The sequence below is a fragment of the Catenulispora pinistramenti genome (assembly GCF_018274385.1).
GTDB classification, from domain to species: Bacteria; Actinomycetota; Actinomycetes; order Streptomycetales; family Catenulisporaceae; genus Catenulispora; species Catenulispora pinistramenti.
Genome location: NZ_JAAFYZ010000011.1, coordinates 36,455 through 49,711 on the forward strand (window position 1 = coordinate 36,455; position 13,257 = coordinate 49,711).

Here is a 13,257-nt window from a genome sequence, read left to right on the forward strand (position 1 = left end):
GCCGATCAGGCGTCGAACAACGTCGGTTCGAGCTCGCCGGACGTGGCGGTCGCACGGCTGCGCTGCGGCGGCAGATAGGGCTCTGGCCGGGTCAGACGGACGCGGTCACGGCCGTCCCAACGCCAGGGCGTGACCAGGACCGCGTCGACGCCTTCGGAGCGGGCCAGCTGGGCGATGCCGATGCCCGGCACCGTGGGGTAGCAGGCCCATTCGCGTTCGGAGGTCATGACGACATCCAGGTCGAACGCGGCCAGCAGGCCCAGGCACTTGGCGCGGGAATCGTCGTCGACGCCCGCGAACGCCTCGTCCAGGGCGATCAGCCGCGGGGCCTGGGGGTGGCCGGAAGAGTAGTGCGAGGACGCGGCGGCGAACAGGGGAACGGACGCGGCCAGCACGCGTTCGCCTCCGGACGCCGGGCCGGCGGCGCTCACCCAGGACCCGTCCTGGCGGCGCTGGATGCCGAACTCGTGCCAGGCGCGGTAGTCGAAGGCGCGGGTGAGCTGGTCGTGCCAGGTGTCCGCGGGGTTGGCGGCCCGGTCGTCGGCGATGCGGCGCTGGAGGAACTCCCCGACCGCGGCGCGGTCGGCCGGGCTCCACGCGTCAACCACCTTGCGCAGCAGCCGAGTGCGCACGGCTTCCAGCCCTTCGGGGGCTCCCTTGGCGGTGCGCCAGACCAGCCGCAGCGCCATGCCGGTGGATGTGGGGCGGGCCGCCAGATCGTCGTTCATCGCCCGCACCGTCACCTCGGCCTCGGTGATCAGTTCCTGCAGCGCGCCGGCGACTTCGCCGACCAGGTGATTCTCCAGCAGTTCGCGTTCCTTGGCCGACAGCAGCCGGGTGCGCTGGGCGACCTCGGCGTCCAGGGCGGCGGTCAGCGTCGGCACGTCCTGGGCACGGCCGGCGAACACGACGTCCACGACCATCAGACCGTCCTGCAGGGTCATACCTACTTGGTGACCGTGCCGGGCCAGGGCACCGGACAGCGCCTGCTGCTCACGCGAGACCCGCTGCTGGACGCGTTCCCAGGCCGCATCGGCGTCGTCGAGGGCGGAAAGCGCCGCGTCGACGGCTCGAGCCAGCGCGACAGCCGGGCCCGGGACCCAGGTCTGGGCCGTGCCGGGCTGCTGCAGGTCCGGCAGCGCGGTGGCCAGCAGGCCCGTGGCGGCGAAGCGGCGGAGCGCGGCGACGGCCTCGTCGCGGACGGCTGAGGCTGCCGCGATGTCCTCGTCGAGTTGTAGGCGGCGGCCCTCGGCGCGCTCGCGTTCCTTGAGTGCCTGTTCGCGGTGCGCACGGACGGTCGTCAATGTGGCGGCCGTGGTCTGGAGCGCCACGTTAACGCCGGCCAGGCGGCGGTGCAGCTCTTCCACCGCGGCACCGGAGGTTTCGAGCAAGGTGCGGTGTTCCTCGGCGGCGCCCTCGGCCTCCTGACGGGCCAGCAGTTCCGCCTCGTCGGACTCAGCCAGGCGCGCGGCGGCGCGGCGGCGTTCGGTCTCGGCGTCGGCGGCCTCGGCAGTGGATCGGGAACTCGCCGTCAACGCCGGCCACAGGCCGGAAAGGACGTTCCGGTAGTCGGCCAGCGCCTCGGCCACGACGTCCAGGGCGGACGGATCGGCGGGCAGACGCGTGTCCTCGGCGAATGCGAGAACTGATGCCGCCGCCTCGGTGGCGACGTCCGCCGCGGTCCGAACCGCGGCCGAGCACTCGTCTTGGAACGCGGCGGCGGTGCGCGCCGCGTCGGCGTAGGTGGCGGCGCGGGTGTGGGCCTCGCGGAGCGCGGCGTCGGACGGATGCGACCGCAGCTCCTCGGCCACAGTGTCCAGACGTCGGGTGATCGCCTGCGACTCGTCGCGAAGGGTGCTGATCCGGCTGTCCAGCAGCGCCGCGTGCTCGGCGAGTTCAGCCAGCCGCGTGCGACGGGCTGCTTCGCGGGCGCCGTCACCGATGTAGTGGGCTGATTCTTTGTGCCAGGCTCCCCGCAGAGTGCCGAGCCGGTATCGGCCGTCGGGGCCGACCCAGGTGTGATGGCCCGGTTCGGAATCGGCCGTCGCGACCGAGATGGCCGCCAGGGCGGTGGCGACCGTCGGCGCTGACAGGGCCGCGGATTGCGGGTCTTCGGCGTCGATCGCGGGCCGAAGAGCGGCTGCCAAGGTGCGGCCCGGGGCGGGACCGTCGGGGGCCAGGAGCGTGTCGCCCTCCGCGGTGACGAACCGTCCGTCCGGATCCATCCAGGCGTCCAAGAGGCCGGAGGCCTCCAGCGCGGCCTCCAGACCGGCACGGTCCTGATCCGGCACGTCGTCGTGGAAGTCGACGACCTTCCACAGCGGTGCACCGGGACGGTCCGTTCGGGTGCTCGTGTCGCGGGTGTGGGGGATCGGCGGGGCGTCGTGATGGCCCTGGTCCAGACGGGCGATCTCGTCGGTGACGGTGGACAGTTCGCCCTCGGCTCGGACTCGGGCCGCGTCCACGTCCGCGACGCGGCGGTTCAGCTGGGCCGATTGCGCTCGTCCGGATTCCTCGGCCTGTCGGGCCGCCGGGTTCGGACCGTCGAGGGTGGCGACCCAGCCGGCGAGTTCGGACAGCGCGGCCTCACGGTCGCCGAGCACGAGTTCGGAGCAGGCGCCGCTCCAGGATTCCCACGCGCCGACCAGCGCGTTGCCGTGTCTGGTCACGGTTGCGGCGGCTTCGGCGGCGGTTTCGGCCGCGGCGGTCGCGGTGCTCGCGGCCCGGTCGGCGGCCGAACGCGCCGCTCCCAACCTCCGCGCGGCGTCCTCGGACGTCTTGTGCAGCGCACGCAGACCGCTGAGCGCCTGGTGCCGGGTCCTGATCAGCGCTTCGGCGCTCTGCCGGGCCGCCGAGGGATCCGGGGCGGCGGTCAGCGGGATCCGGACGGCGGTGTGGTCGATGCCGGCGGTCTCAGCGGCGGCGTCGGCATCGCGATGCAGTTCCTCGACTGCGGACGCGTCGGACGCGGCGTGAGCGTGTGCGGTCGCGGCACGCGTCGTCCAGGACTCGGACTCCTGCACAGCGCGGCGGCGATCGCCGCCGCGGGTGCGTGCGACTGCGGCGAGGGCCTGCACACTCTTGGCCAGCCGCTCGATCTCCCGTGCGGTGTCCATGGCCGGATCCCGGTTCAGCGCGTCTTTCTGCGCTGACAGCAGCGCCTGATGCTCATCGAGTCTGGCCTGCTCGGTCTCGGCGGCGGTGAAAGCGGCGTTCGCCGCCTCGCGTGCGGCGGTGGCCGCGCCCAGATCACGGCCGAGTTGCTCATAGCGGCTGTTCGACTGCCGTACTCCCGCAGCGGTGCGCTTGGCAGCGACCTGGGCGTAGCGACGGTAGTGCGTGAGGAACGCCACCGCCGCGCCTTGGGCTTCGACCAGTGCCGCCAGGGCGTCCCGCTCGTCCTGCAGACCCCGGAACGCCTCGGCGATCTCTGCGACCAGGCCGTCGGCCAGCGGCGGCAACGCCTCCGTAAGCGCCTTCGACAGCAGCCTCTCATCAGGCCTCTTCGACAGCTGCGGCTGGCGCAGCTGGATCAGAAGATTGACCAGCGCCTCGTAGCGTTCGGTCCCGAGCCCGAACAGCGCCTCGTCGACCGCGCGCCGATAGCCCTTGGCGGTTGTGAACACGGCGTGCGCGCCGACCTTCTCCTCCAGCGCCTTGCGCGAGTAGGACACGCGGTGCTCGTTGCGCAGCGGCAGGTCCGGCCCGACGCGCCGGTCGGTGACGAAGAACCAATGGTCGGCGATGCCGCGGCCCTTGACCGCCTTGAGCCCGCACCCGATGGTCCGGAACTGCGGTGCGCCGTCGTCGCCGAGGCGCCCGAACTCCAGCCAGGTGTAGCCCAGGCGCTCGTCGTTCGGGTGCTTGCCGCCCAGCAGGAGGTTCCATTCCATGCGCTTGGCGCGGTCGCCGTCGGGCTCGACGCGGGACGGTGTCAGCTCGCCGTCGAGCAGGAACGGCAGTGTCAGGGCCAGGACCTTGGACTTGCCGGTGCCGTTGTTACCGCGCAGCAGCAGGCGGCCGTCGTGGAAGGCGAACTCCTCGGCGTCGTAGTAGAAGACGTCGATCAAGCCCGCGCGCAGCGGCTGCCAGCGGCCGCGGGTCGGCGTCGGAAGCGCTGTCGCCGGCGCCGCGGTCGTCGCTGTCGGGGAAGTCACGAGCGGGTTCCGGCCTTCTTGATCGTCGGGGCGGTCATGGTGAAGCGCATCAGGGCCGAGCGGGGATGGACCCGCGTCTCACCGTGGTCGTCTGGGATGCGGGTCACCAGGTTCAAGGCTTCCAGCTTGGCCACGGCCTGTTCAGCGAGGTCCGCCGCGGCGGCCGGCTCGGTGGCGGTCTTGCGCCAGTAGGAGGCGTGGGCTTTGGCCTGGGCCTGGACGAAGCGCGTCAGCTCGGGCAGCGTCGGGGCCTTGCCGTCGGTGGCGAGTCTGGTGGCGATCAGCAGGGTGACGTGGCCGTCGGTGCCCTGTTCGGGCATGCGTACGTCGCTGAGCGCGTCGTCGGGGTCGACCATGGCGATGCCCTCGGCGCGCATCTCCGGGACCAGCCCGGTCAGGTCGGCGATGCGGCGGGTGATGGCGACGCGCTGGTTCACCAGGTAGGCGCGTTCGGCTTCGGTCAGATCGGCGTAGTAGACCACCGGGTCGTCCAGCAGGCGCCGGGTCATCGCGTGCCGCAGAGAGCGCAGCCTCAGCTCATCGGTCTCCGGGACGGGCTCGGCGGCCAGCGTCGACAGCCGTTCTTCGAAGTCCGGCGAGGTGATGGTCGAGGCGCCGCGCGAGGTGGCCAGCAGACCGCCGGTGACCCGGCGGTCCAGGTCATAGAGCACGTCGTTGCCGCCGTCGGTGACGAACGCGTCCTCGTCTCCCTGCACGCGTGCGAGCACGCCCCAGGACAGCAGCAGTCTGACGACGGCGACCAGGTCCGCGCGCTCCTCGCGGCGTTCCATGGCGAACGTGATCCCGGCATCGGCCAGTGCCGGCTCGGCCGCGCCGGTCAGCACGCCCTCGGCGAGTCGGCCGAGCGTGGTCTGCGCCTCCGAGCGCTCCAGCACGGCCAGGGCCAGGCAGAGCAGGACGTAGCGGCGGCGGGTGAACGGCACCCTGGTCTTCAGGGCGCGGGCCGGGCGCGTCGCGTCATCCAGAGCGGCGGGCTTCTTGAACAGCCGGGCGGTCTCGGCGTCCACGGTCAGCCGCCAGCCGGTCTGCTCGGCGAACCAGCCGGCCAGTTCGCCGGCGTGCTTGCGGACCAGGCGGAAGTCGTCGTCGCGGGCGGTGAGCAGCGGGGCGCTCAGGAGGGCGCGGGCGGCGCGTCGGCGCTCGAGGTCGTGGTCGTGGTCGCCGGTCGGGAACGTCGTCGGGTGGGATGCAGCCGGGTGAGGTGTGGTCATCGCGGGTGCCGCGGTGCTCGGGACGCTCATCGGGCCGCGGCTTCCCGAACGGTCAGGTCGATGATCTCGATGACGTGCTCGGGGCCGGACAGGACGCCGTCGTCGGTCGGGATCGTGACCGTCCGCGCCGCGTCCACGAGCTTGAGCCGGATCTCCATCGTGCCGTCGCCGCTGGTCGCGGTGGTGGTTGTCGCACCGGGGCGGCGTGCGGCCAGAGCGTCGCCGAGGACGGCGAGGAACAGCCGGAACGCACGCTGGTCCAGGCCATCGGGCCCGGCCAGCTCCGACAGCAGCACGGGGCCGTCAGTGGTCAGCAGACGACGGGCCTGGGAGATCTCGGCCGCCTCGCGCTCGGCTTTCTCGGTCAGCAGCCGACGTCCGGCTTCGCGGTCGATCGCCTTGTTCGGGGCGCCGCGCCGCTCGTACGAGCCGGTCTCGCGCAGCCGGGGGCTGATCAGCAGGGGCTCGGCATCCGCCCAAGGGGTGCCCGGCGGGTACTCGGCCTGCTCCCAGACGTCCTCGGTCTGGGCGTCGAGGCTCAGGTGCCGGGCCGGCGCCAGGGCGAACGCCGCGCGCCACAGCCGATGCGCTGCGGCGTCGTCGGGAGCCTGGGCGAAGAAGCGGGCCAGGGCGCGGAAGTCCGCGGAGCGGTCGGAGCGTCCGCCGCGCCGTTCGTTCAGCGCGGCGACCGCGTTGATCAGGTTGGTGATGCCGCTGACCGCCGCGTTGCGCAGCAGCCGGGCCTGTGACGGCCGTCGCGCACCGATGCTGACGAACCACTCGCGCAGGCCCCGCCAGCGGTTCTCCCAGTCACGGGCCGCCGTGGCGACCGCCGCGGTGTAGATGTCGAAGGCGTCGGTGTCCGCGTGCGGGTCCGGTACGGCGTCCACGGCGTCGCGCAGGGCGGCGGCTTCGAGGACGCGGCCGATGCCGGCGGCTTCGACCCGCTCGATGAGGCCGGCGATCTGCGCACCGCGGTTGGCCAGATCGGCGATGAACTTGTCGATGTACTCGATCAGGCGGTCCTTGTAGGCGAGGAAAGCGTCCTCGTCGCCGTCGGTGAAGTCGACGGCGCGGCGCAGCGAGGACATGAACGCCTCGGCATTGTCAGCCAGCCCGGTGAACCGCTCGGTGAGCGCGAACAGCAGCAGCCCGACTCCTGCCTGGTCCGGCGGGTCCGAAGACTCGGCGTGGACCACGAGCGCGGCCAACTGCCCGGCGATGTCGGCCAAGGCCACCGTCTGCAGCCGTCCGCGTTGCCCGAGGGCCTGCTCGTAGTGTTCGATCGCGGCCAGAGCCGCCTGCCCGTGCCGGGTCAGCTGGTAGATCTTGCGGGCGCGGTTGAAGTCCTCGACCGAGGTCACCCGGCCGGTATCGGCGTCTGAACGCAGGTTGCCCCACTCGACCAGCTTGTCCAGGGCCTGGACGAGCTGGTCGGAATCGGGCCGGTACGCCGCGGCGGGGCCGTCGTCGCCGTCCGCGGTCCCAGGCCAGTCGGCCAGGACGTCCTCGGGACGAAGATGGACGGTGAAACGCTGCTTGGCCAGGGCGAACACACCCAGCACCCCGGCGTAGAGCGACTCGTTCGGCGTGCCCAGGTAGGCGAACGGCTGCGGTGTCGGTACGTCGGTCACGCCAGACATTTTGCCAGCTCGGTGGTCATAGTCTGGGCCAAACGGGTGAATGGGGCCTGGGCCTGCCGCCTCGATCGCCGTAGCCGCGAGTAGTGAAAACCGGCCCGTTTCAGCATGGGATCGCCCTCAAGCGCGTCAGCGAGATCTTCCAGGTCCACCGGGACCGGTTTCAGGCTGCCCTCGCCGCTCTCCATGCTCGTGAGTTCAGACATCGTCGGCGCGCGGCAGGCCGGGACCAAAATCGGCCGGCCTTGTTTCGTTGCGTATCGCCGGTATGGGCAATGGGACCGTGGAGGCGTCGCGGGGTTGGCAGGATGGGATCGTGCACGATCTCTTCAGTTCTCTGGCGCACCATGTCGCATCGCTTCCGCAGGATGGGGTCGATGCGCTGATGGGTGCCCGGCCCGATGTCGCCGAGGTGCTGTTCGGCGATGTACCCGACGGGCAGGAAGCGCAGGCCGATGTCGGGTCGATCACCGAGGCGCTGGTGGATCCCGATGGGGCCGCCGAGGCGGTGCTGCGGCTCTCCCGGCCCGCGGTCCAGGTGCTCATGGCATTGGTCGACGCGGCTGAGGGGGACTACGGCGGGCTTCGTCACCGGTTCGGCGGGCTGGGGTTCGCCGACCTGGCGCGCAGGGGAGCCGGCGGGATCGGAGTCACGGAGGTCATTCGAGTGCTGTCGATGGCCGGGGGTGCGGTCGAGGTGGATCCGCACTCGGCGCGGGCCGCGCTGTGTGAGTCGCTGACGGCGGCTGCCAGGCCTGCCGCGATGGCGGAGTTCGACCGGATTCTCGTTCGCTTGACGGATTCCTGCCTGGTGTGGCCGGAACCCGGGGGCCGGTCTTTCCGGATCCATGACGTCGTGATGGACGTCCTGCCCGAACCGGCACCGGAGTGGGAAGGTTTCGACCTGGTGCAGCCGCTGCCGGAGGTGGCGCGTCGCCTCCCGGTCGCGGACGTCGCCGGCGAGGCGCAGGCCGCGGCGATCGCGGCCCTGGACAGCGCCGAGCGGCTGCTCAGGCAGGTCGCAACCGATGCGGTGCCGTTACTCAAGGCCGGCGGGGTCGGCGTTCGCGAGGTCAAACGGCTCGTGCGGGCCAGCGGACTGGCCGAGGAGGCGATCAGGTTCTGGCTGTACATCGCGGACAGCGCCGGCCTCGTGGCGTGCCAGGACGACAAGCTGTGGGCGACGCCGGAATACGACCAGTGGATCTCGGCCGAGCCGAGCCAGCGCTACGCGGCGTTACTCGGGGCGTGGCTGACCCTGCCGACGTCGGTGCTCGGCCCGTTCGCCTTGACTGATGCGGCGGGGAAGCCGCCCGCGGTGTTGTCCGACTCTGCGTTCGACGGCGTCGGGCACTACGTTCGGGCGGTCGTCCTGGAACTGATGGCCACCTGTGGCGGCGGTGCGGTCGTGGAGGCCGGATCCTTGGCCGATGCGCTGGTGTGGCGGATGCCTCTGCTCATGGACCCGGAAGACGAAGGGATTGCCTGCGGCTGCGGCGAGTGTGACAGTCAGCCGGCCGGCGGTGGCTTGTCGGGAAAGGAAGCGGCCACCGCTGCCGTGGCCAGCGTGTTCGCCGAAGGCGGCCTCCTCGGCGCCGTGGCGTTCGGCGCGCTCGCGCCGGTCGCTCGCACACTTCTCACCGGATCGCAGGATGACGTCTCGGCCATGGCGGCTGACATCGCCGCGGCGTTGACCGCGACGGTGCCGAAGTCTGTTGGCCATGTCCGGTTGCAGAGCGACATGACTGTGGTGGCGGCCGGGTTGCCGTCAGCCAGGCTGACGGCGTTCTTCGACGCCACCGCCGAGCGCGAAGCCGCCGGCGCCGCGACGGTCTGGCGGATCACCGACAGCTCGGTTCGCAGATGGCTGGACTCAGGTCGCTCGGCCGAGGAACTGCGCTCGGGTCTGGCGGAATTCTGTGTGGATGAGCCGTCTCAGGCTCTGAGCTACCTCATCGACGACGCCGCCCGGCGCCACGGCCTGGTGGACGTGATCGCCGCCCAGGCCGTGATCGTGACCGCCGATGAGAAACTCGGCGACGAACTGGCGATGGTCCCTGTTCTGGTCCGCCTCGGCGTGCGCCGCATCGCCGGCACCGTACTGGTCCTGGACGCGCCCCAGCAGGAAGTACTCAGCGTGCTGCGATTCGCCGGATATCTGCCGTCTGCCCACCAAGCGGACGGCGCGGTGACAGTGACCGCGGTCGCCCCGCCCAGAGCTTCGCCCGAGGCTGTGCCGCGGTTCTGACCCGCGCTATGGCAATCGTCGTGACGCGCTGCTGTCACTGAGGGCATCACGGCAGGTCGGCGGTGTTCACGTAGCGCGAGATCAGCTCCACAATCAGTGCGAATCGTCCTGCTCCGGATATCTCCGGAACAGGCCGATTCGCCGTCTGCGCCGCACCGCATAGGTTGAAGCAATGACGATCACGCAGCTTGATCAAGAACTCGTCGCGGCGTGGTGTGAGCAGCGGGTTCCCGTCCACGCTCGGCATCAGGTCACCGTGGGCCACACCACGCGGGGGGCATCCGTCACGCTCGTCGTTACCTCGACGTACGACGGTGCGTGAGTGTACAAAGTCGTTCATGGACTCCGTAGCCCCTGAGCTGGGACCGATCACCTACCGCCTCGGCCTGGGGGAGGATTGGTACCGGATTCGGCTGGATGAGCACGCCGAGGCTGACGTCAAAGCCTTCCTGGACGTGATGTTCGACGGTCTGCCCGCCGATGCGGCCGAGCAAGTCAGGACCCTGCTCTCGGTGCGGTTCGCGACGCAGATCGCCGCGGCTCGTGCCAGGCGCGGGATCGAGATGCTGGTGCCGGCGCCGAAACCCGGGGGCGCCGCGCTGCCCGGCGCCGCGGTACTGATCGCCGAGGTCGTGATTCCGACGTCGGTCGTGCCCGATCCGGTCGAGGTCGCCGCCCGGGTGGCGCAGGGCTCCGCTGGTGCCCGTACCGGTGTCGTCGCGGGTTCGGTCGCGGTGCGGATCGATCACACGGCCGCTGACACCGAGGCGGACGGGGAAGACGGGGAACCCGAGTCATCGACTCCCAAGCGCATCGAATACGTGGTCGCGGTGCCGAACGACCCCCGCTGGCTGTCGATCGATCTGAGTGTGCGGGCCGTCGAGGGGTTCGATGTGGAGCGGATGATCGCAGAGTTCGATGAAGCGGTCGCGGGGCTGGACTGGTCTGAGGCGGAGTAGTCACCTTCTGATTTCATGTGCCCATGACTCAGGACAGCGTGGCCATACCCGCCAAGGAGTTCTACGCGAAGCGCACTCGCCACTACCTCGCCGAGCGGGGCCTGGACGAGCAGGTGCTGGCCGCGGTGTCGATTCAGCCCGCCGGGCAGTCGCAGGACACGATGAATCGGAGTATCGGCGGTGCGGTCGGGAGTGTGGCTGGGGGCGTGGCCGGGGGTGCGCTCGGCGGGGGCGGCCAGGGGACGGAGATGCTGCCGCTGATCGGGAGCAAGGTGGGGCGTAGCGTCGCCAACGGTCTGAACGCCGGGCGCGAGGTGCCCGTCGGCCGGGCGACGTGGGCTGACGGGCAGCTGCCGAAGAACGGGTTGCTGGTGCTGACCAGCGGGCGGCTGCTGGTGTTCTCGAAGGCCGCGATGGGGTTGTTCAGTGCCAAGCCGAAGACGGCGGCGATGGACATCCCGCTGGGCGAGGTGAGTGGCGTGTCAGAGCCCGTGGAAGTGCGGGTCGCGGGGATGAACACGGTGCAGGTGGCGATCGGGCTGCGCTCCGGAGGGGCCTTGCGGATCGAGTTCCCGATGGTGGCGGTCAAGAACGGCACCGCGCTGGTGGCGGAGTTGGTCCGGCGGATCGCGCCGACCGCGGGCTAGATGATTGATTCCTGGGGGTACCGGCGCGAAACGGCTGATCAGCGGCGCCTGGCCGCCCCGGCCGGCCCCCCGAAGCCAACCAGGCTGAGGGCGGCCGTCCGGGTCACCCATGCTTGCTGCTGAGCCGTTTCGCAATTTCACGTGTCAGCGGCGGTTCCGTATGCCGGAACCCCCAGGAATCAATCATCTAGAACTCCAGATCCACGGCAGTGACTGCCGATGACACGCACGTCCAACTGTGTAATCAGTGTGCTGTGATTATGCCGCCCGCCTGCGACACTACTGACGGTGTCAGTCACCTCACACCCTTGGAGTGACCTCACCCCACCCCACACGCACCACGACCTCGCGAAGGGAAAAATCATGTCCCTCCTCCTGTACAGCAGATCCCGGCGCCGGATGCGGGCGACCATGGCGGCGGTGGCCGTGCTCGCGGCGGCGGCCGCCACCACCGGTGCGATGGCCGGGTCGGCGCAGGCCGCGGCGACCGGCTCCCACTGGACCGAGAACCTTTCCCAGGTGCGGTCCTCCGACTTCAACGTCGCCTGGACCGGCGAGGCGCTGACGGTCAAGGACAGCCGGGTGCACGCGACGTCGGCGCAGGACACCCGCGGCTACGGCCAGGACGTCCTGCCCGCGCACAGCCTCGCCTCTCCGGCGAACCAGGTCGTGGTGACGCTGACCGCGAGCCGGCCGGCCGGCTCCGAGGCGCAGGTGGACGTCCGCGGCCTCGGGCTGAACGGGAAGTGGACGCAGTGGACGTCCGCGCGGGCGACCGGGGCGACCCGGCTGCCGGAGTCGGTGACCAAGGTGCAGGCGCGCATAACGTTGCGGAACGGCGCGCAGGGAGCTGTGCCGGGTATCAGCAAGCTGACTCTGGACGCCGCCGACGTCGCCGGTGCCGTGCCGCAACTCGCCCCGGCATCGGAGTCCTACCAGGTCTACGCCACCCGTGAGGGCCTGGTCGGCGGCACGACCGCGAACGGCCACGTGATCCAGCCGAACGACCACTTCGTGGCGCTGCCCTCGGGCACCGCGCTGTCGCCGAACGGCAGTGGCGACTACTCGGTCCAGGTCTGCGGCCCGAGCACCTGTGAGACGGCGCCGGTCTGGGACGTCGGCCCGTGGAACACGCACGACGACTACTGGGACGCCAGCCGGGCCGAGTTCACCGACCTGCCGCAGGGCGAGCCGGAGGCGCAGGCCGCGTACCAGAACGGCTACAACGGCGGCCACGACGAGTTCGGCCGCAGCGTCTCCAACCCCGCGGGCATCGACCTCGCCGACGGCACCTTCTACAACATCGGCCTGAACGACAACGGCTGGGTCACCGTGACCTACCTGTGGACCGGCGGCGGTGGCGGCAGCGGCCCGTCGGTCACCGGCATCGGCCAGTGCGCCACCTCGTCCAACGCCGACTGCTCCGGTGCCGCGGCCGGCGACGGTTCGGACTGCTACAGCGGCCACTTCTGCATCTACACCGGCCCGAACTACACCGGCACCGTGTTCTCCTTCTACCACTGCCAGTACAACGGCGGTGACTGGGCTCTGCAGAACTGGGACGCGGCCGGGTCCTACATCAACGACAACTCCGGTGGGACCGACGCCGATACCAAGGACCAGAACCACAACGTCATCACCGCATCCGCACCGGGTGACAGAAACACGAACTACGACTTCAATCCGGTCTACTACATCCAAGCATGCTGATTTCGTGAGGCAGATGTAGTGAGGCACCGGGGGCGTGCGCTGGTCACGCGACCAGCGCACGCGCCCAGTGCTGCGTGTCGGCGTACTCCCGCATCGTCACGATCTTCTCGTCGCGGACGACGAACACGGCGATGTTCTTCTGGTCGTAGGTACGGCCGGTCTTGCCGACACCCCAGGAGTGCCACTCGATCAGTACCTGCTCGCCCTGGTCGAAGACGTTGGTGACTTGCAGACCGACCTCGTGGGCGGGGTCGAAGTGGGCGAAGGCGGTGCCCAGGAAGCCGTCGATGACCTGGTCGCGGCCCTGCCAGGTGCCGGAGATCGGGAGGTCGCCGGGGTACCAGACGGAGCCGTCCTCGGCCCAGCAGTCGCGGATCGTGTCCTGGTCGCCGTCGGCGAGGGCCGCGAAGTAGCGGAGGACGAGCAGCCGCGGCGTGCTGGCGGCTGTGGCGGCTGTGGCAGCTGTAGTAGCGGTGCCAACCGTTGTAGCCGCGGTCGCTGTAGGAGCAGTAGGTGTGGTGTCCGTGGTCGTGTTCATCGCGCTGTCTCTCCTTGATCCGACTGGCCGTCGGCGGTTCCCCGCCGGCACATCTCCAGTTCAGCGCAATAGATCGCGGCGACCAATGGGCAGTCCGCTCTCGCATCCATCATGGATCGTGATGGT

At 70.5% G+C, this 13,257-nt stretch carries 10 protein-coding genes; 5 read left to right on the forward strand and 5 right to left on the reverse strand.

Annotation, left to right across the window (positions count from 1 at the left end):
- Positions 1 to 5: 5 nt before the first annotated feature.
- From KGQ19_RS05285 to KGQ19_RS05295, 3 genes are read right to left on the reverse strand one after another with little or no spacing between them, the layout of a single operon-like run.
- Complete coding sequence (locus KGQ19_RS05285) at positions 6 to 4,157, reverse strand: TIGR02680 family protein (protein WP_212007923.1); 4,152 nt, start codon at positions 4,155 to 4,157, stop codon at positions 6 to 8.
- Positions 4,154 to 5,419, reverse strand: a complete 1,266-nt coding sequence (locus KGQ19_RS05290) for a TIGR02678 family protein (RefSeq protein ID WP_212007924.1) — start codon at positions 5,417 to 5,419, stop codon at positions 4,154 to 4,156. The genes KGQ19_RS05285 and KGQ19_RS05290 overlap by 4 nt, the downstream gene beginning before the upstream one ends.
- Positions 5,416 to 7,032: a TIGR02677 family protein gene (locus KGQ19_RS05295; RefSeq protein WP_212007925.1), complete on the reverse strand. Its 1,617-nt coding sequence runs from the start codon at positions 7,030 to 7,032 to the stop codon at positions 5,416 to 5,418. Before KGQ19_RS05295 ends, KGQ19_RS05290 begins: the two co-directional genes overlap by 4 nt.
- Positions 7,033 to 7,345: 313 nt before the next feature.
- Between KGQ19_RS05295 and KGQ19_RS51725 the strand changes: the two genes are divergently transcribed.
- A complete protein-coding gene (locus KGQ19_RS51725) occupies positions 7,346 to 9,277 on the forward strand; it encodes a helicase-associated domain-containing protein (RefSeq protein WP_212007926.1) in 1,932 nt (643 codons plus the stop codon).
- Positions 9,278 to 9,323: 46 nt separating this feature from the next.
- Here KGQ19_RS51725 and KGQ19_RS05305 read toward each other — a convergent pair whose 3' ends face one another.
- Positions 9,324 to 9,524 carry a hypothetical protein gene (locus tag KGQ19_RS05305; protein WP_212007927.1) on the reverse strand — a complete coding sequence of 67 codons (201 nt, stop codon included), beginning with the start codon at positions 9,522 to 9,524 and terminating at the stop codon, positions 9,324 to 9,326.
- On the opposite strand from KGQ19_RS05305, the gene KGQ19_RS53365 reads away from it, so the two are divergent.
- The 4 genes from KGQ19_RS53365 to KGQ19_RS05320 all read left to right on the forward strand — a co-directional run bounded on the left by KGQ19_RS53365 (position 9,450) and on the right by KGQ19_RS05320 (position 12,593).
- Positions 9,450 to 9,599, forward strand: coding sequence for a DUF3024 domain-containing protein (locus KGQ19_RS53365; protein ID WP_438801859.1), 150 nt, complete (start codon positions 9,450 to 9,452; stop codon positions 9,597 to 9,599). The genes KGQ19_RS05305 and KGQ19_RS53365 overlap by 75 nt on opposite strands.
- A gap of 16 nt (positions 9,600 to 9,615) precedes the next feature.
- Positions 9,616 to 10,236 carry a hypothetical protein gene (locus KGQ19_RS05310; RefSeq protein ID WP_212007928.1) on the forward strand — a complete coding sequence of 207 codons (621 nt, stop codon included), beginning with the start codon at positions 9,616 to 9,618 and terminating at the stop codon, positions 10,234 to 10,236.
- A gap of 23 nt (positions 10,237 to 10,259) precedes the next feature.
- A complete protein-coding gene (locus tag KGQ19_RS05315; RefSeq protein WP_212007929.1) occupies positions 10,260 to 10,883 on the forward strand; it encodes a hypothetical protein in 624 nt (207 codons plus the stop codon).
- Between the two features lie 363 nt (positions 10,884 to 11,246).
- Positions 11,247 to 12,593, forward strand: coding sequence for a peptidase inhibitor family I36 protein (locus KGQ19_RS05320; RefSeq protein ID WP_212007930.1), 1,347 nt, complete (start codon positions 11,247 to 11,249; stop codon positions 12,591 to 12,593).
- A 43-nt stretch (positions 12,594 to 12,636) separates the two neighbouring features.
- On the opposite strand, the gene KGQ19_RS05325 is transcribed toward KGQ19_RS05320, so the two are convergent.
- Complete coding sequence (locus KGQ19_RS05325; RefSeq protein ID WP_212007931.1) at positions 12,637 to 13,131, reverse strand: nuclear transport factor 2 family protein; 495 nt, start codon at positions 13,129 to 13,131, stop codon at positions 12,637 to 12,639.
- Between the last annotated feature and the right edge of the window lie 126 nt (positions 13,132 to 13,257).

Coding starts and splice junctions, on each gene's coding strand:
- KGQ19_RS05320 (WP_212007930.1), top strand. CDS start 11,247: ATGTCCCTCCTCCTGTACAGCAGATCCCGGCGCCGGATGCGGGCGACC.
- KGQ19_RS05305 (WP_212007927.1), bottom strand. CDS start 9,524: ATGCCGAGCGTGGACGGGAACCCGCTGCTCACACCACGCCGCGACGAG.
- KGQ19_RS53365 (WP_438801859.1), top strand. CDS start 9,450: ATGACGATCACGCAGCTTGATCAAGAACTCGTCGCGGCGTGGTGTGAG.
- KGQ19_RS05290 (WP_212007924.1), bottom strand. CDS start 5,419: ATGAGCGTCCCGAGCACCGCGGCACCCGCGATGACCACACCTCACCCG.
- KGQ19_RS05310 (WP_212007928.1), top strand. CDS start 9,616: ATGGACTCCGTAGCCCCTGAGCTGGGACCGATCACCTACCGCCTCGGC.
- KGQ19_RS05325 (WP_212007931.1), bottom strand. CDS start 13,131: ATGAACACGACCACGGACACCACACCTACTGCTCCTACAGCGACCGCG.
- KGQ19_RS05315 (WP_212007929.1), top strand. CDS start 10,260: ATGACTCAGGACAGCGTGGCCATACCCGCCAAGGAGTTCTACGCGAAG.
- KGQ19_RS05295 (WP_212007925.1), bottom strand. CDS start 7,032: ATGTCTGGCGTGACCGACGTACCGACACCGCAGCCGTTCGCCTACCTG.